Origin of the sequence: Leptolyngbya sp. O-77, assembly GCF_001548395.1 — a bacterium.
Classification (GTDB): Bacteria; Cyanobacteriota; Cyanobacteriia; order Elainellales; family Elainellaceae; genus Thermoleptolyngbya.
In genome coordinates, this window is record NZ_AP017367.1 from 1,943,250 (window position 1) to 1,960,574 (window position 17,325).

17 protein-coding genes and 1 pseudogene are annotated in these 17,325 nt (G+C 56.8%); 4 read left to right on the plus strand and 14 right to left on the minus strand.

Annotated elements, in window-relative coordinates; genetic code table 11:
* Nucleotides 1-603 precede the first annotated feature (603 nt).
* Nucleotides 604-2,742: an NAD(P)/FAD-dependent oxidoreductase gene (locus O77CONTIG1_RS08285; RefSeq protein WP_068509689.1), complete on the minus strand. Its 2,139-nt coding sequence runs from the start codon at nucleotides 2,740-2,742 to the stop codon at nucleotides 604-606.
* A gap of 300 nt (nucleotides 2,743-3,042) precedes the next feature.
* Here O77CONTIG1_RS08285 and O77CONTIG1_RS08290 point away from each other — a divergent pair, with 300 nt between their 5' ends.
* Together O77CONTIG1_RS08290 and dps are read left to right on the plus strand one after the other, a co-directional pair.
* Entirely contained in the window at nucleotides 3,043-3,276 is a 234-nt protein-coding gene (locus tag O77CONTIG1_RS08290) for a hypothetical protein (protein ID WP_068509692.1), read from the plus strand.
* A 204-nt stretch (nucleotides 3,277-3,480) separates the two neighbouring features.
* Complete coding sequence (gene dps / locus O77CONTIG1_RS08295; protein ID WP_068509694.1) at nucleotides 3,481-4,080, plus strand: DNA starvation/stationary phase protection protein Dps; 600 nt, start codon at nucleotides 3,481-3,483, stop codon at nucleotides 4,078-4,080.
* 93 nt (nucleotides 4,081-4,173) lie between these two features.
* Here the strand turns inward: dps and lysS are convergent, their stop codons facing one another.
* From lysS to pgsA, 7 genes are all read right to left on the minus strand, one after another.
* Nucleotides 4,174-5,682, minus strand: a complete 1,509-nt coding sequence (gene lysS / locus O77CONTIG1_RS08300; protein WP_068509697.1) for a lysine--tRNA ligase — start codon at nucleotides 5,680-5,682, stop codon at nucleotides 4,174-4,176.
* 64 nt (nucleotides 5,683-5,746) lie between these two features.
* Nucleotides 5,747-6,211: an ABC transporter permease gene (locus O77CONTIG1_RS27815; protein ID WP_317134227.1), complete on the minus strand. Its 465-nt coding sequence runs from the start codon at nucleotides 6,209-6,211 to the stop codon at nucleotides 5,747-5,749.
* Complete coding sequence (locus O77CONTIG1_RS27820; protein ID WP_317134228.1) at nucleotides 6,178-6,573, minus strand: hypothetical protein; 396 nt, start codon at nucleotides 6,571-6,573, stop codon at nucleotides 6,178-6,180. The genes O77CONTIG1_RS27815 and O77CONTIG1_RS27820 overlap by 34 nt, the downstream gene beginning before the upstream one ends.
* Nucleotides 6,574-6,651: 78 nt before the next feature.
* Entirely contained in the window at nucleotides 6,652-7,233 is a 582-nt protein-coding gene (locus O77CONTIG1_RS23395; RefSeq protein ID WP_225894720.1) for a hypothetical protein, read from the minus strand.
* Between the two features lie 197 nt (nucleotides 7,234-7,430).
* Nucleotides 7,431-8,024: a hypothetical protein gene (locus O77CONTIG1_RS08315; protein WP_068509701.1), complete on the minus strand. Its 594-nt coding sequence runs from the start codon at nucleotides 8,022-8,024 to the stop codon at nucleotides 7,431-7,433.
* A 56-nt stretch (nucleotides 8,025-8,080) separates the two neighbouring features.
* A complete protein-coding gene (locus O77CONTIG1_RS08320) occupies nucleotides 8,081-10,063 on the minus strand; it encodes a DUF3685 domain-containing protein (protein ID WP_068509702.1) in 1,983 nt (660 codons plus the stop codon).
* 131 nt (nucleotides 10,064-10,194) lie between these two features.
* Nucleotides 10,195-10,686 carry a CDP-diacylglycerol--glycerol-3-phosphate 3-phosphatidyltransferase gene (pgsA, locus tag O77CONTIG1_RS08325; protein ID WP_068509704.1) on the minus strand — a complete coding sequence of 164 codons (492 nt, stop codon included), beginning with the start codon at nucleotides 10,684-10,686 and terminating at the stop codon, nucleotides 10,195-10,197.
* A gap of 431 nt (nucleotides 10,687-11,117) precedes the next feature.
* Here pgsA and O77CONTIG1_RS27825 point away from each other — a divergent pair, with 431 nt between their 5' ends.
* Nucleotides 11,118-11,987, plus strand: coding sequence for a DNA-3-methyladenine glycosylase family protein (locus O77CONTIG1_RS27825; protein WP_317134229.1), 870 nt, complete (start codon nucleotides 11,118-11,120; stop codon nucleotides 11,985-11,987).
* Here the strand turns inward: O77CONTIG1_RS27825 and O77CONTIG1_RS08335 are convergent.
* From O77CONTIG1_RS08335 to O77CONTIG1_RS08350, 4 genes and pseudogenes are all read right to left on the minus strand, one after another.
* Nucleotides 11,906-12,172, minus strand: a pseudogene (locus O77CONTIG1_RS08335) (arsenate reductase family protein); the annotation flags it as partial. The gene O77CONTIG1_RS27825 and the pseudogene O77CONTIG1_RS08335 overlap by 82 nt on opposite strands.
* 183 nt (nucleotides 12,173-12,355) lie before the next feature.
* Entirely contained in the window at nucleotides 12,356-14,344 is a 1,989-nt protein-coding gene (locus O77CONTIG1_RS23400; protein WP_084782378.1) for a serine/threonine-protein kinase, read from the minus strand.
* A 145-nt stretch (nucleotides 14,345-14,489) separates the two neighbouring features.
* The gene (locus tag O77CONTIG1_RS08345; protein WP_068509709.1) at nucleotides 14,490-15,146 is read right to left on the minus strand and encodes a V4R domain-containing protein; all 657 of its coding nucleotides are present in this window, start codon (nucleotides 15,144-15,146) and stop codon (nucleotides 14,490-14,492) included.
* Between the two features lie 144 nt (nucleotides 15,147-15,290).
* Nucleotides 15,291-15,782: a hypothetical protein gene (locus O77CONTIG1_RS08350; protein ID WP_068509711.1), complete on the minus strand. Its 492-nt coding sequence runs from the start codon at nucleotides 15,780-15,782 to the stop codon at nucleotides 15,291-15,293.
* On the opposite strand from O77CONTIG1_RS08350, the gene O77CONTIG1_RS08355 reads away from it, so the two are divergent.
* A complete protein-coding gene (locus tag O77CONTIG1_RS08355) occupies nucleotides 15,781-16,062 on the plus strand; it encodes a hypothetical protein (RefSeq protein ID WP_068509713.1) in 282 nt (93 codons plus the stop codon). The two genes, O77CONTIG1_RS08350 and O77CONTIG1_RS08355, sit on opposite strands and share 2 nt — an antisense overlap.
* Here the strand turns inward: O77CONTIG1_RS08355 and O77CONTIG1_RS08360 are convergent.
* Both O77CONTIG1_RS08360 and O77CONTIG1_RS08365 read right to left on the minus strand, forming a co-directional pair.
* Complete coding sequence (locus O77CONTIG1_RS08360; RefSeq protein WP_068509715.1) at nucleotides 16,059-16,400, minus strand: hypothetical protein; 342 nt, start codon at nucleotides 16,398-16,400, stop codon at nucleotides 16,059-16,061. The genes O77CONTIG1_RS08355 and O77CONTIG1_RS08360 overlap by 4 nt on opposite strands.
* Nucleotides 16,397-17,074 carry a V4R domain-containing protein gene (locus O77CONTIG1_RS08365; RefSeq protein ID WP_068509716.1) on the minus strand — a complete coding sequence of 226 codons (678 nt, stop codon included), beginning with the start codon at nucleotides 17,072-17,074 and terminating at the stop codon, nucleotides 16,397-16,399. Before O77CONTIG1_RS08365 ends, O77CONTIG1_RS08360 begins: the two co-directional genes overlap by 4 nt.
* Between the last annotated feature and the right edge of the window lie 251 nt (nucleotides 17,075-17,325).

Here is a 17,325-nt window from a genome sequence, read left to right on the forward strand (position 1 = left end):
GGAAATACTCTGAAGGGGACACACGCTCTAGGAAGCGCTGACGCCGACTCCAGGAACACGCTGGACGCTGAGAAAAGCTGGCTGGGCGATCGCCCTTGACCACACTCCAAGCCCAAAGCGGTAGCTTAGAAAACAACTCAAGAAACCACAGTGTTAACAATTGAACCGCGCAAAATCAACAGGGAAAACACGAAAATTTGCCAACGCGAACCCGAATGAGCATCAGTACAGATCTCTAAAGCCAGTTATGAATAACACCAGGCATCAGTGATATCAGAGTTTAATATATCAAATCGACAGTGTTAAGGAATGTGGCCGCAGAAACCTCCAAACTTGTTTGGGCAGCTTGCACAAGCCAATTGCACAAGCCAATTGCACAACCAAGCTGCATAAGTAGAGCTTGTTTTGGGCTTTAGGGGACAACGACAGAACTAGTTTCAAACTTCTTTTGAAAATGCCAAGACACCAAATGCAGGTCGCGCAATTTCCCTCTCACAAAGGTTTGGGACTGCATTCGATTTAGCTTGGCAAGCAAAAGAGTACCCTCCTAAGGGTAAAAAACGATCAGTCTGGGGAGGAAAACTTGAGAGCAGACCCGTTTCGCTATGACCCTGGCTCTACTGGCGTTTTGAGGGAAAGCGGAAAGGCACTGGATGAGAACGGAGTCGCAGCAGAGGGCGGCAGGGGTTGACCCATCCCATAGGTCAGCGCGTAGCTGCGAGAGAGGAGCCACAGCCACAGCGACGGATATCGCGGCTCTAGCCAGGGCTGGATCTGGCGGGCAAACCCTGGTAGCCATTGAAATAGCCAGCTCAGGAGGGCGGCGAGGGTAAAGCTGAGATAGCTGCCAACCCAGCGCAGCAGGTCTGCTGGACCTGCCAGTTCCCAAATCCAGAGCAAGAGTGCAGGATTGGTACGAGCTGCTTTGAGGGCCATGCGGTTAAACGGCACCCAGCCGGCGCGGTCTTTAATAAAGCGATCGCTCACCTCAGGATCTTCACCCGCCAAAATGCCAAAGAAAGTGTTAAGCATGGCGTTGACCCGCTGCGGTGCAATCCATTTCCCTGTGGGCACCATCATGCCTTTAGAAAATAGCCAGGTGACGGCGATGTTGCTCTGGAAGGCGCGGATTTGCTCCAGGTGGCGGGCCTGCAATAGGTCGTGGCGCAGGGCAGTGCTGAGCAAATCCGTTAGCCGGGGCAAGTTTCGCACCAGGGAGCCAAACCCTGTGAACACTAGCGGCGACTGGAGCGACGCGGCATCGCCAATGGCAATCAGGCGGTCAAAGGCCACGCGGCGATCGCTCTTGATCCCGCTGAAGTGGCCTGGAATGTACCCAAAGGTCGCCTTGCGCCAAGTCAGCTTATCTAAATCACAGCGGCGATACTCTGGCAAGATGGTGAAGAAATCCTCATACATTTCCAGCAGAGAGCCAGGATTCTCTGGATGCACCTGATGGTAGTGGAACAGGTAAAACGTCAGCTCCTCCCCACGACCCGGAAACAATTCCCAAATCAACTGCCGCCCGCGGGAAATGTCGCCGTGGCTAAACAGCACATCGCCATAGCGGGCATCCCATACGCCTGGTTCAAAGCCACGCTCGACCACTGCGCCTACGGTGGGACACACGCTGTCAAACGTGCGATCGCCATTCAGTTGCCACGCGATGGGGGAAGCCGTGCCCATTGCGTCCACCAGCAGCCGCCCAGTTGCCGTGCGGGATGTGCCCGTTGGCAACTGCTTTGCATAAACCGTCACGCCACCAGGCGCAACGTCCACCCGCTCAAACTCGGTTTCGTCCCAAATTTCGCCGCCTGCTGCCCGCAGTTTGTCGCCACAGATTTTCAGCAGCTTTTCTGCATCAATGCCCACATTTAAGACCGTCGGCGTGTGCAGCACCGGCGCTTTTGCCTGGGGCGGATTGTTGGCATCAAAGAACTTGCTGAAGCCGTCTATGTACTCCCGCGCAATTACGCTCTCAAACTCCGCAGGTGTGAACAGTTCCAGGTCGATCAGGCTTTGAAACTCGGCCCGCGAAATATTCCACTCGCGGTTCATCCGGCCAAAGGGCAGCCGCTCGATCAGCAGCACCCGATAGCCGCGTCGCGCCATCACTGCCGCGTGAATAATGCCCAGCGCTCCGCCAATGTAAATCAGGTCGTAGGCAGGTTGCGTCCCTGTATCTTCGACCGCTTCGACTGCTTCGACCGCAAACACAACCTGCTTGGGCTGCTGGGGATTTCTCACGCTCTCGCGCCAGCGCTGCTCCCACCAGTAGACCCGGTTCAAGTCATACTCCCCATTCGGAATGCGCTGAAAATATTTCACCGTCTGGGGGTAATGGGGCGCTAGGGCCTCAAAGATAGATTGATGAGACAGGTCAACCTGAGGCGGCGCGGGGTAGCGCTGGGGAAACTGGGCCCGGAGCGCCTGGGTCAACTGCTGTAAAACAGCTTTCTCACCAGGAAAGGGGCGATCGCCCCAGCGAAACACCTTAAGATACGTTGTACGCTGCACCGACCAGACAAACCCAGACAGCACTGGCGCGTCGAGGAAGTTATCTCCCAAGTTGCCACTGGAACCACTTCTGGCGACAGTTTCGGCTGTGATCAGGAACCCATCGGGGGTAGAAATGGTGTTGCCAACGGCGGGCTGAAACTGGTGCTGAAGCCAGCGACGCACAGCATCCAGGTCAGGCGTAGGCACCTCTAAATAAAGTAGCTCTGTTAAAGAATCTTTCATCCGATGACGTTGATAACGGCTGGCGAATTCACTGGGCAAGCTCACTGGGCAAGCTTACTGGGCGAATTCACTGGGCAAGTTCATTAAGGAGGCAGAGTTGACAGAATTGAAAATTGCGCTACACTTCACCAATACAATCAGAACGCTTGAAGAAAGTTTAAGACTTCTCATTTTACCTTCTGACCTGCCAGCCATTTAAGGCTTCACGTCATAAGGCTTCTAAGCTCTGAGAACCTCAAGTCTGAGAACCTCAAGCCTGAGAGCGTGCCTTGTGATTACCTGGGGCATTTCTGCCTGACTATGAATTATCCCATTCCGAGTAGTTCTCAAGAAGTCGTTGCCCTCCGCCAGCAGCCTGTAGACGATGAGCTGGTGGCAGCGGCGATCGCCGGAGTCATCTACGTCGCGCGATCGCAAGGACAAACGCTGGAAGATCTCACTGCCGAGGTCATGGCAGACGATCGACTGCTGGATACCGATTTGCGGCGCTGGCTCAGCGATATCGTGTCGCAGGCGTGGGATCAGCTTGCCTAGCGCCCAGAGGTGCTTCGTCTATCGTCCCTGCGCTTTAAGGAATAACCGTTCTGTTTTACAGAGCCACTTTGTTTCACAGGCTGTTTACAAGTTCTGTTTGTAACACCTGTTTGTAACAGCATCCCGTTTGTAGCAACATTCTGTTTGTAACCAGAGGGAATACGCTATGCTGAGTGCTTGAACCTCTAGCCAGGATGCAGGCTCATGGGCAGCAACGGTCGCAGCACAAACGGCAAAAGCCAACCGCTCTACGCAACCCGGATTGATCTTTCCTCCGAAATTCGCACAAAAGTCATTGCTATTTTGAATCACTCCCTTGCTTCCACACTGGATTTGAAAACCCAGGTCAAGCAGGCTCATTGGAACGTCAAGGGATTGCAGTTCTACCAACTGCACGAGCTATTCGACGAGATGGCGTCCGAGCTAGAAGAGTACGTGGACATGGTGGCAGAGCGCGTCACGGCGCTGGGCGGGCTAGCCGTTGGCACTGCTCGCACTGCGGCAGCCCAGTCTATTCTGCCAGAGTATCCCTTCGACATTTTAGATGGCAAAGATCATGTCATCGCGTTGGCAGAGCGCTATGCTGCCTACGGAAAGCTGGTGCGCGAATCCATCGACGCGACCGATGATCTGGGCGATGCCGATACGGCTGACCTCTACACCGAGATTTCGCGGGATATCGACAAGCGCCTCTGGTTCTTGGAAGCCCACCTGCAAACTGCGGTCGAGGAGGTCGTGTCTGCTACCGCCGCGTCTGAAGTGGCGGAACCCAAAGCCAAGAAAACGGCGAAAGGGGCAAAGTAAGCGGCGGTTCAGGGGGGGGACTAACTTGCCCAAGTTTTGCAATGACGCATTGGCAAGGGTCGGAAGAATGGTGCGGGCTGCCCCATCCCTCCACTATTCCTCTTTTGCCTCTGGCTTCAGCAGCGGGAAGGCAATCACATCCCGGATGCTGGCAGAATCGGTCAGCAGCATAACCAGGCGGTCTATACCTGTGCCCATGCCCATCGTGGGCGGCAGCCCATATTCCAGCGCCATCAGAAAGTCTTCGTCTACGCCGTGGGCCTCCAGATCGCCTGCGGCTTTGCGGGCTGCCTGGGCTTCGAGGCGCTGCCGCTGGTCGATCGGGTCGGTCAACTCAGAATACCCGTTCGCTGTTTCGCGCCCCACGATGAATAGCTCGAATCGCTCCACCAGTCCGGGCTTGCTGCGGTGGGCTTTGGCTAGCGGCGAATTTTCGACCGGGTAATCGGTTACGAACGTCGGCTGAATCAAGGTCGCCTCTACTTTTTGCTCGAAGGCTTCGACGAGCAAGCGACCGATCGAGTCGCACTTGTCGAGGTCTTTGAGTCCGGCGGCGATCGCCCCTTCTTTTGCCTCCTCCAGCGTGGTGAACTGGGTAAAATCTAGCCCGGTATGTTCCTGCACCAGGTCATGCATCGTGACTCTGCGCCAGGGTGGAGTCAGGTCGATTTCCTGTCCCTGGTAGGTAATTTTCAGGTCATCGAGAACTGACTTGGCAGCAGCGACGATCATTTCTTCTGTTAGCGTCATCATCTGCTCATAGTCGCCGTAGGCCTGATAAACCTCGATGGAGGTAAATTCTGGATTGTGGCGCGTCGAAACGCCCTCATTGCGAAAGATGCGCCCAATTTCAAACACCTTCTCAAAGCCACCCACCACCAGCCGCTTTAGGTGCAGCTCGGTGGCGATGCGGAGATACAAATCCATCTCCAGCGTGTTGTGATACGTGATGAACGGACGGGCCTCGGCTCCGCCTGCCTCCGATTGCAGGACAGGTGTTTCGATTTCGATAAAGCCCCGGTCAGTCAGGAATCGGCGGATAGCGGTCGTGATGAGCGATCGCCGTCGGAAGGTCTCTCGCACCTCTGGATTCACAATCAAGTCCACATAGCGCTGGCGATAGCGCTTTTCCACATCCGTCAGCCCGTGCCACTTGTCGGGCAGGGGTTGCAGCGACTTGGTGAGGATGGAATAGCGCTGCACGTTAACTGACAATTCGCCCTTCTCAGTTCGCTTAACAGTGCCCGTTGCACCCAGGATATCGCCTACGTCCGTCAAAGTCTTTAGATGGTCAAACGCCTGCGGGTCGATGTCTGCCATGCCCGCTTCGACCGTTTTTTTGTCCAGATAAAGCTGGATCGTGCCCGTTTCGTCTTGCAGCGTAAAGAAAGCCAGCTTGCCAAAGACGCGACGATTCATGACGCGCCCCGCCACTGACACATTCACTTCAACCGCTTCCCCCGCTGCCAGATCAGCATACTTTTCCTGCAACTCAGCGGCGTGGTGCGTCACATCCCAGCGATAGCCATAGGGATTGAAGCCCAGGGTGCGGAGTTGGTTGGCTTTTTCGAGGCGGGCAGCGCGGAGATCGTCGGACGACATTAGGAGATGTAGGGGTTAGGAGGTTAGGAAAGAATTTAGGATGTGGCGTTTGGGTTTCTAGACGCTAGTCTCGCTGGTGGGAGAATTGGTATGCGCCGATGGCGGAGAGGGCGATCGCCACTGTCAGCAACACCGGAATACTGTACCAGGGAAACTGGCTCAGCGGCAGATAGGCGGCGGCGCGGAGTCCAGTGCTGGTGTAGGTCAGCGGCAGCAGATAGACGATGAGTTTGAGAATAGCAGGCAGAGTCTGCGGATCAAAAAAAGTCGCGCCCAGAAACGACATGGGCACAATCAGGAAGTTGTTTAACAGACCCACGCCTTCTAGAGATTTCACGTTCAGCCCGACGATCACGCCCAGCCCAGAAAACACGGCACAGTTCAGCACCAGCACCAGCAAAAACAGCGGGCTGATGAAACCCAGATTGCGGGTAAACAGCAGCGCGATCAGAATCACCGAGGCGGAGGTCATCAGCCCGCGCAGCACGCCCGCCATCATCTTGCCCAGAAACAGCGCCAGCGGATGCACCGGGCAGCAGCAGGATTTTCCTCAAACGTCTTGGTGTAAAGCCGTTCGCCGCAGATGGAAAACGTCGTGCCGCCGAAGCTAATGGTCATCGACGACAGCGCCACCATCCCCGGCAGGATGAAGTCCAGATAGCTGTTGCCAACGGGCGGCTTCATCGCTGAATCAAGTGCGCTGCCCAGCCCCAGCCCAAAGGCGAGGATGTAGATTAGCGGGGAAACCAGACCCGATGCAGCAACCTGGGCAATCCGGACTCGCAGATCGAGCCAGTCGCCCCAAAAGACAGTGAGTGCATCTTGCAGGATATTGCTTGCAAGAGACGTTTTGCGAATTTGCCCAAATTCCAAAGAGGGTTGCGCGGTCACGGCTGCGTGGGTGAATGCTACCCCTAAATTTTACATTTCTTAGGACTTCTTAGTCTGACTTTGGGTTTTGGATTAGCGCTACTGAGGAACCAATTCGGTATTAATTTCATTGACGGTGCGGCGCTTTAGCTCAGCGGATTGCGAACGCGGCAGCAGGTCAAAGACCTCCCGCAACACGTCGTCGATGCGCTCGTAGGGGATGACCCCCGATTCATTCAACACGACCTGGCCGGCCTTATCAAATACCACCGTTTGCGGTGCGTAGCCCGTCAGATAATAGCCAGGTTCACTGGGGTCGTATTTGTCTTTGACGGGGGATAGAGTCGATGCTGATGGGCAGGATGTCGGCAGCACGACCATAGAAGGCATCGAGTTGGGGAGATGACGGGGGCAAACTGTTTGCAGTCGGTGCTGTCGTCTACGTATAGCACCAGGATGGCGGGGCGTGTGGGTTCGCAGCGAATCGGACAGCTTGAGGCTGGGGCGGCACGAGGGAGCCGTTGCCTGCATAGAGCGGGAAGATGTTGCCGTCGTAGTGGTCGTCTGTGAGTCCGGCGATCGCCGGATGTCCCCCCCAACAGCACCCACATCAGAGTGACAGCCACAAGGAGCGATCGCCCCCTTGCGCTTTGCCCAGGCAGCCCCAGCCAGACTGAGCAAGCCCTGAACTCACCATTTATGTTTTGAAAGATCTTTTTCAAGCTGCTTCTATAGCCCATCGCACGTTCTACATCTTTTAACGTTCCGAAATATCCTGTCCTATTGTGACATCGAGTGACGTTCAGTGACGTGAGAGGCTGGCGTGAGGTGGGGGCGATCGCCCCTCTCTGCCGCCAGACCCAGGAATCTAGCCAGGTCTAGCTACCTGCCTGCTGTTCTTGAAAGCTCTGGATCACCTGTTGCAGCGTGGGCTGGTTTTTTTCAAAATCGGCGGGTGGTGTCCAGGCGAGGATCTGGGCAAAGCGGGTCGGCGTTTCCACCACCGTATGCAGATACAGCACGTCAATGTTGTTGAGCGAGCCGCGCACCTGATACTGCACGGCCGGGTTGCCGCCGACCTGGGAAACATTCGTTGGGCCACTAACTTCGGATTTTTCTAGTCGCCGCGTCAGGTAGCCGCGAGTAATTTCTGCATAGGTCTCACGCTGCATTCCGCGAAACTCTGCCTTAGGCTGGGTCAGCACGATGAGATACATCTGCGCTGCCCGATTTGACGCTTCCAGTTGGGCGCGATCGTTTAGCTCATCGTCTTTGACCCAGCCCGACGGCAGCGTAATGGCAATCTGTCCGTCATCGGAAATCAGCCTGTCCTGCGTCGGCAGCGGCAAATTCGCCGGGGGCGGCGGCAGCGTCAGCACGATTTCCTCGGGCTGCGGCTCTTTCTCTGGAGGGGTAGGCGTGGGAACCAGAGTCGCGGCGATCGCCAGTCCGCCCAACAACACCAGCGGCACACTTCCTTTTACCCGATGGGAAATGTCTTTTAGTAAAGTATGATTCAGTCTCAAAATTACCGCCCCCGGCTCCGCCCATACCGTCGCTCTTGGCGATCATAGCGTCCATCCTGCACAACATTATTTACGCCTTTGATAATGCCGCGCCCAATTAGTCCAATGCCCCGCCCGATCACCTCCGTCAGCACATAAATTACGCCGCTGCCGATGACGGAGATGACCGACCGCAATCGAGGGGCGATCGCATCTCGCGTTTCCAGCGCCAGCGTGACCGCATAGGGCAATCCCGACAGTTGCTCTAGCTCATCGCGGCGCGGCGCATAGACCGATTCCTGCTCAATGCCCCGCAGCCGCAGCACAAACAGGCGATATTGACTTTCAAAAATATCCTTCGGTTCTGCAAAATAGCGCTGCATCCGGTAGCGCCAGGACAGATCATTGCGAAATCGCTCAATGCCCCGGCTGGAGAGCAGCCGACGGTCGTAAAACGACTGTTTGATGTCTTCCACATCGGCAAAGCGATTGAGCAACGGCTGCACAACCGCATTGGCAATCTGAATCATGGTGTGGCTGAGCAACAGGCCGGCCCGGCGCACGGCTTCGGGGGTTCCTGCTGCGTAGGGCACACCATCAATGACCAGCGGAGCCTGCACCAGCAAATGCGCCAGCAGGTCGCTGAATAGCGGAATCTTGCTGAGAATATCCGCCTGCACAATGGTCTGGTCAGCCAACAGATAGGGCGCGATTTCCACCTCCTGACCCGATAGCGACAGGGTACGATAGCGGCCAAAAAATTCCACCGTCGTTGCCTGCCACAAATCTGCCAGCAGTTGGGGCTGCATATCTGACAATCGCTGCTCTGGCACTTCCGCCACTCGCAGGTCATCCAGCAGGTCGTCCAGCTTTCGCAGCACCAGCCCAAACAGTTCGCGCTTGCGATCGCTCCGCAAAATGTCTGTTTCCAGGGGCAAATCGGTGAGGTTGTCCAGATTGCCCTCCAGCGTCGCCAGCACCCGGTTAAATAAAACAGCCCGCATTTCACGAGAGACTTGGGCCGTGGCCGGGGTCAGCGCGGGCTGGGGTGTGGCCGCCAGAGCCGTGGGGCGATTTCCCTCAGGAACCGATTGACCCACAGAGGCACCAGATGCAGGCTGGGAGCGGCCAGGGCGCGACGAAGATGCGGGACGGGGGATTCCCGTAGGGGTCGCTTCGCGAATCGCCGCTGGTGTAGCAGGGACACTGAGGCTGGGCACGGGGTCTGGAGACACAGCATCCAGGGGGGTAGGAACCGTGGGCAGCGAAGGCTCCGAGACGGTTTCCAGCAGTTCCGGCGTGGCCAGCATCCGCAGCACGATCCACCGCGCCGCCCGCAGCTCTCGCCTGCGCCCCAGCAACACCTGCCGCTGCAAAAAGGACAGGCGACGACTGCGGAGTTGTGCAGTGATCAGGGCGATCGCCTGATCGATTTGCTCTAGCCCCGACTGGCGCAGCGTCCGCTTTAGATAGCTAGCTTGGGACACGCGACGCGACGGCACCGGCCCGCGAGCCGCCGTTGCGCCACCACCCGCCAGCCCAGAGGAAGCCATCCAGTAGGGTTCCCCCGCGGCCACCTGCCGCAGGCATTTGGCGATCGCCCCTGGTTCTGCCCCCTTCAGGCAAAAACCCTGCGCCCCCGCCCGCCGCACCGCATCCACCAAAATCGGCTCTGCGGTCGAACTCAACACCAGCACTGGGATTTGCGGAAACATTGCCCGTAACTGCTGACACAGCGCCAAGCCCTGCACCCGCGCCGGATTCGTGCGTCCCAATTCCAAATCTAGCAGCACCAAATCTACCGTTTCGCCCCGACTCGTCCCGGTGTCCAGGCGCGTCCGAATCAGCGATAGTGCATCTTCCCCCGTGCCAGACTCGATCGCCACCCGAAATTCTGGAAACTGCTCCAGCCACAGCCGCAGCCCGCCGCGAAACACTGCGTCATCGCTGATCAATGCAAGCTGGAGCGGGCGGGTGAAAAACACATCGGCAGAGCGCGGGGTCATGGGCAGGGCGAGAGGATGGGGGAAGTGGGAAGCTTAGTAAACTTTAAGGCATAGTTTAGGCGATCGCCCTGCCGAGTTTCAGTTCGGCAGAGACAAGTTCGGGATTAAGGCTCATCCGCTCTCTCACGCCCTTACCGCACATAAATTGCGCCAGATACCAGCGTCAGCACGACGGAGAGCCAAAAGGCGATCGCCGCTCCAGGCATATTCATCGTCAGCGGGCAGATCAGGAGGGCGATCGCCGCGATCTGGCTGACGGTTTTTAGCTTGCCCCAAAGGTTTGCGCCGGAGATGGTGGGTTGGCTGACCCGCCACCCGGCGATCGCCAGTTCTCGCGCCAAAATCAGAAACACCGCCCAGGCGGGCACCTGCCCAAGCTGGATCAGCATCAGCAGCGGAGCCAGCACCAGCAGCTTGTCTACCAGCGGGTCAAGAAATTTGCCCAAATCCGTCACCTGATTCAGCTTGCGGGCCAGGTAGCCGTCGAGCCAGTCGGTGCCTGCTGCGACAAGGAAAATCACCAGGGCAATCCAGCGCGATCGCTCGGTGGGATTTTGCAGCAGCACCAGCAGCAGCGGCACGCCGAGCAGCCGCGAAACGGTGATCCAGGTGGGGAGGTTCATGGTGGGAGGAGAATTTTGGGCTTGCAGAGGTTTCAAACGAGGTTTCAAACGATGCAGCCGATTGTATCGCGGCTAGATGCGCGAAGCTTCCCCCAAAGGCAATGCTAGGGCGTGTTTTATAGCTCCTTAATTGTCCCCTCATAGCTCCTCTTGAAAGGGAGAACCGAACCGAACTGTTAGCCCGAATTTTTTATCCCAAATTCTTCCCTGCTCGATGGACCTCAGCGCGTCCTGAGGAGATCCATCAGCGGATTATTGCTTTGCTGATTTGAGAGAATCTCTGGTGAAGGGGCTATCTGATTTTGATTTGGCTGTTGCTCCTGTTCGCGTTTTCTCTGCTCCTCTCGTTGGGCTTCTTCGGCTTGCCGACGTTCGCTTTCAATCCGTTGCCACTCGGCTTCCTGGCGGCGATACACAAGGAAACTATTAAGATGGACTATTCAAGGGCGATCGCCCATCTGCAAGCGGCTGACCCCATCCTGGCAGCGACAATCGAGCGCAGCGGCCCCTGCACTCTCTGGCACGATCGACAGACAGGCAATTTGCTGGAGTCTCTAGCGGAATCCATCATTTACCAGCAGCTTTCCGGCAAAGCCGCAGGCACCATTCACCGCCGATTTCTGGCGCTTTATCCGCATACGCCCCACCCCACCGCCGCCGAAATTCTCGCTACGCCGGACGAACTGCTGCGCGGTGCGGGGCTATCTCGTGCCAAGACGCTGTATGTCAAAGACCTGGCACAAAAGGTGCTGGACGGGCTGCCCAGCCTGGAAGACCTGGAACAACTGGACGATGATGCGATTATCCGCACGCTGACCCAGGTTAAAGGCATCGGCAAATGGACGGCGGAAATGCTGCTGATCTTTCGGCTACACCGCTGGGACGTGCTGCCCGTAGACGACCTGGGCATCCGCAACGGAATGCGCCTGCTCTACGCCCTGCCCGATCTGCCCGACAAGAAAACCATGCTGCAAATCGCCCGAACCGTGGTGGCGACCCTACCGCACGATCGCCGCTTGGTATCTGTGGCGCAGCGTGGATATCAAAGCGATGGGGGAAGGCATGATAGCGGCGGCACATCGGGAAGGGAGATGCTGAGCAGCTTGCTTCAACCCGCTCCCTTACTCTTTTACACGCCCAACTTCTCTCTCACCACCGCCTCTGCATCCCGAAACCCCACCATGACCGCTTTGCCGTCTTTTACAAACAGCGGTCGCTTCAGCAGCATGGCATCTGCGGCAAAGGCTTTGGCCCAGTCTGCGTCGCCCCAGGTGTCTTTTTTCTCGCCCAGCGCCCGGTAGGATTGCCCTGAGGTATTTCGCATCGGTTTTGACCCCAGCGCCGCGATCCAGTCCTCAATTTGCGCTTGGGTGGGTGGGGTTTCCTTAGTGTTGATAAACTCATACTCGACCCCGTTGCGATCGAGCCAGGCGATCGCCTTTTTGCAGGTTCCGCAGTTGGGAATTCCGTAAACCTGAAGCGCCATTACTGATTGACTTTCTGAGTGCCTTTGATATCGATTTTGGATTTTGGATTACCAATTCAGCGTCTTCGGGACTGCGGCAAATTTTATCCAGAGGACCTTTCAGCCACGCTGATATGGGGTTCAAGATTTTAGACTAGCAGGCTCCGGCTGGCAGTCCTCTGCAAAACATCAGATTCAGAACATTCAGAGCATCAGGTCAGTGTCCATTTCCTTCAGGTTCAAAAGGTGAAGTTGGGATTGGGCTTCGGTCTGAGTTGCCAGCAGGATCCCCGTGGTGGCGAACAGGGCGATCGCCACGGGTGCAGCGGGCCCTTGAAACCGTCCAACGGGCTGCCCCAAGTCATCTAGCAGCAGCAAATCGCCCGCGGCGCTAGCCAGCACATAGCCCCAGTTTGCGGCAGCAAGCAGCGCGGGCGCAATTTCCACGCCCAACCGCGCCACGCGAAACGGCTTCAGGTCGATGATGAGTAAGGCGTTGGGGTCGTCTGCGTCGCAGGCCACCAGACGATAGGGGTCGGGGGCAGAGATGATGCAGCCTAAACGCACAGGTAGCGTCAGGCAGCCCAGGCGATCGCCCCGTCGGTTAAACACTTCTAGCCAGGTTTCAAGGTACTTCTCGCCTCTCAAAATCTGCGACACCAGCACCAGATGCCGCCCATCCAGCGCTGCCAGATACAGCAATTGCCGACGACAATCTGTAGGAACTGGCAGCGGAATAGGATTTGGTGCAGTCCACAAAGAGGCTGAATCCTTTACTACTAAAGTGGCTCTATCGGGTAAAGTGGCTCTATCGGGCAGCGGCCGCAGCGTGAGAAACCCGACCCCGTCCTCTACTGGAGAAGCGGCGATCGCCAGCCAGCGACCCGCCGCCTCGATCGCCACCAGACACTCTGATCCTGCCTCAGCAATAGTTTCACTCCTCCAGGGCTGATTGACATCCCCAGGCGGCGCGTCCAGGAGGTAAACCGCCTGAGCCGCAATTGCGAAACAGCCCTGCGGCCGCACCTGCAACGCTCGAATGGGCTGGGGCAGTTGCACAGAAACCAGTGGACTAGCCGCTACTGTGGCGCTGGGCTGAGTCTCGGTAAGGTGGGACTGGAAGGTGACGTGATCGCCGCTGGCCCTATAGATTTCTACGATTTCTGGGAAAGGCTGGAAGAGGGGCATCCCCCGACGAGGGGCGATCGCCAGCGCGGTGGTCGGCTGCTCCAGAGTCACAACGGAGCGCGATCGCCACGGCAGGGGGTTTAGGGGCTTGACGGGGGAAACGGTGGGCAGTGCAGGAGAAATCATCATCGAGCGCGATTCGCGAAGCGATCCCTGCGGGAATCGCCCCTCCCAGTTGAGATTGCCTAACCCATAGTCAGTGGCAGCCTGCACGAGCGATCGCCACATCTCGCCCGCCTTCTGAAACCGCCTTGCTGCCAGCTTTTGCAGCGCTTTCGACAGCAGCGGATGAAAGACAGCAGGAATTGAGTCCGGCAGCACCAGCGGCCGATTCAGATGGGCTGACATTAGCTCCGTCGGCGTGCCTGAAAATGGACGATAGCCCGCCAGCAGTTCAAACAGCAAAATGCCGACGGAATAGAGATCTGCCGCAGGGGAATATTGTCCGTAAAATCGCTCCGGAGCCATGTAAGCGGGCGACCCTGTGTTGCCGCCACCTGATGGCGACTCTGCCAGTTCCTGTCGCAGCCGCGCAATGCCAAAGTCTGAAATGCGAGCCGTCCAGCCCCACCGCTCGACGCTAAGCAAGATATTTTCGGGCTTGATGTCGCAATGCACAATGCCCTGGCTGTGGGCGTGTTCCAGCCCCGCCAGCATATCCGCCACCAGTTTCAAGCTTTGAGCCGGATGCAGCCGATGGTCTTCACCCAGCAAGCTGCGGAGCGTGCCGCCTTCGCAATAGTCCATCACCAGATAGCGCCCTGTGGCGGTGTGTTCCAATGCCTGACAGGTGACGATGTTTTCGTGCTGAAGCGTCAGCAAAAAGCGCAGTTCGCGCAGAAACTTATGGGTCGGGAAGCGCTCTCGCTCCAGGTTTTTGAGGGCAACCAGTTGCCCCGTTTGCCGATGCACCGCGCAAAACACCCGACCGAATTGCCCCTGCCCAATCAGCCCTAACTGGCGATATCTAGAGCGCTGCTGCTCTCTTTTGGAAAAGCTGGCCACGGATCACGCGGAAAAGAAGGGTTGAAACACAACAGGAACCCGAAGAAAATTCAGGTTCCCTGGAGAACTGGGTAGGCTGCAACAGCGTTGGCTCTCAAATCAGTTACGGATAAAGCGCTGGAGGACATTTGCTAGACATTGCAAACTAGACATTGCAAAGCTGCTGCATAATCGCCTCGTGGTCGAGATTGGTCACCATCGTTTCGGCTGGCTCCAGCCGTTTGGGTAGCCCCAATACGAAGCGATTGCAGTCTGCGCCCATCGACTCGCAGGTTGTTTGTACGCAGTGCAGCTCTCGCCCCGTAATCTGGCTAAAGAAAGAGGCCAGAACACCCGCTTCCAGATGACACACGGGCTGGTCTTTGCGAGGAGCCAATCGCGCAAAGGGCGAGTTCCACGTCTTTACCACCAAGAAGCCGCGATGATGATAGGTTTGATCCAGGTCAATCTTGCCCCAGCCGTGAGTAATCCAGCACTGCTGGAGGCTCTGCAAAAACTCCACCATCGGCATATTCGACAGCGGCGTGCCATAATAGTCGGTCAGTTCTTCCGAAAAGCGGCTGTAGAAGGTCTTACCCCACCAGCGCCCGCAGTTATATAGCACTAGGCGAGAGGCTTGACCAGTTTCCTTTTCTAGCCCGCTGTAGATTGCCTGAATTAGCGTTTCAGGGAGGGCAATCAGGCGATCGCCCTGACGGTTTTCCAGCAGCCCCATTTCCAGATCGCTGCGGACGTAGGCATCGGTAGCAAAGTAGCTGCTGGGAATGCGGTTATTAACCAGTAAATCAGCGACGGAGATCATAGGTGTGTAGGGGTCAGGGATTGGGGATTGAGGACTGGGGGGTGGGGGTCAAAAGGGAGGGCGCAGGGCAGGACGCAAGATTTTTGGATTGGAGCAATTCTTTAGCTGAACTATCTGATCGCTGACCCCTTTGACTCTTAATGCCTAAAACAGGGCAGCTGCGGTGAGCGGTGCTTCGCCCGAAAGGTGCAAATCGGTCTGGGCGATCGCCAGCATCGGCAGCAAAAACGTCATCTGCTGGGGCGCAAGGTGCTGGCTGAGGGACTGGTTCAGCAGGCGAAACAGCGCCGAGTCGATGCGCTGGCTGTTGTAGGTCTGGATCAGGCTGGCCACGGGTTGCAAGCGATCTTTGAGGAACGGCTCATCGTTCATCAGCATGGCTGTAGCGCAGTGGCGCAGCACCAGCAGCGCGTTTTTGATACTGCGCTCCAGGGTTTCGGTCGATTCGCCGGGCAGTTCTGCCACCAGCCGATCGGCGGCTTGCTGCATGATGGTGATTTCGCGGTCGCGCAGGCTGCAATAGGCATCCAGGCGGGCGGGCAGCGACTCGACATACTGACTCAGCACGGCCAGTTCTTCGGGCTTGAGGTAGCGGTTTTCGGCTTCGTCGAAGAGTGCGTCGATTTGTGGGTGCATGGTGAGGGAAGAGGGAAGAGGGAAGAACGAAGAGGGAAGAGGGAAGAACGAAGAGGGAAGAGGGAAGAACGAAGAGGGAAGAGGGAAGAACGAAGAGGGAAGAGGGAAGAACGAAGAGGGAAGAGGGAAGAACGAAGAGGGAAGAACGAAGAGGGAAGAGGGAAGAACGAAGAGGGAAGAGGGAAGGAGTTTGGGTTTTCGTTTTTCGTTCTTCGTTTTTCGTTCTTCGTTCTTTATAAGGTGTGGGGAAAAGAGAGCTGACCTAGATATGGCGGGTTAGAAGAGGTCAGAGAAGTCGTCGAGGGTGAAGGCGTTGGTGGCGGGCTGGGGTGGCTCGCTGGAGAGGGACAGATCGACTTCGGGGGCGATCGCCCTGCTGCTGGCTGTGCCGTCCCAATTCACGGAGGTAAAGAACTGGCGCACTGTCAGCATCAGGCTTAGCGGGCCGTCGCTGCTGGTCGCATCCAGGCGCACCTGCTCCACTTCAGGCGGGTTGTCGTCCCAGTTGATGCTGCTAAAAAAGCTGTGGGTGGTTTGGTGCAGCCAGGACGCGGGTTTGGGTTCGGTGCTGGCGGGCTTGCTAAATCCGTTGCGTTCCATCAGGGCAGTGGGGTTCATTTCAGCCGATCTCCTGAGCGCAGCCGTTTTTCAATGTCTCGCGCCGTTGCGCCTTCGTTCATCCAGAAGGTGGCAGCGTCGATCCGATCTTGTCCGCCCAGCAGAAACTTGCAGTAGGTTTCGCCCATCGAGTAGCACTGGATTTCGATGCAACTGAGCTGCTTTTTCACCAGTTCGGTAAAGAAGCCTGCAAAGAGTCCTGCGTAAAGATAGCAGACGGGTTTGCCCACGTCGCCCAGCGTCCGCGCTACGGCCGAGTCAAAAATGTTGATGAACATGAAGCCCTGCTTGCGATCGCCCATGTCCACTTCCCAGCGCCCCCAGCCCTGCGAGGTAAAGGGCCACCACCAGGTTTCCAGCAAAAACAGCAGATTGGTCTGGCGAATGTTGCGGTCGAATTCTTTTTCAAACCACTTTTCAAAGAAGAAAGCGTCTTTTTGTCCCCATTCGCATCCAATCGTGTACATCGTGGCGGCAGACGCATCGCCCACTTCCTCCTCCAGCCCTTCCACCAGACCAATGATGAAATCTTCGGTGGTGAGCAGGTTCTGGCTGCCGTTCCAGTCCACAATCGTGCCCTTGTCGGGGTCAAACTGGAAAAAGTCGCGGAAGCCGTAGTGGTTGTGCTTCTTCGGGTTCCGCTGTTTGGTTGGGTTCTGAATGGCGTTCACCATAGTGGATTGCGGGGAGTAAGGGGGAACAGGAATCAGATCCGGCACATTTAGTAAAGGTTATACAGCGTCCGAATTTGATTTTTGAATTGTAATGTTGTGTGTTGTTTGCAACGGGGCTAAATCAGGACATACTGACTTGCTGCTGACTGGGTTGCAGCACGACTGACTCCAGCGCTGAGTTGCTTTGAGCTTAATGTTCCCACCAAGGGCTGGAACTAACGAGGGCGATCGCCCCCTGGGTGTAGAGATTT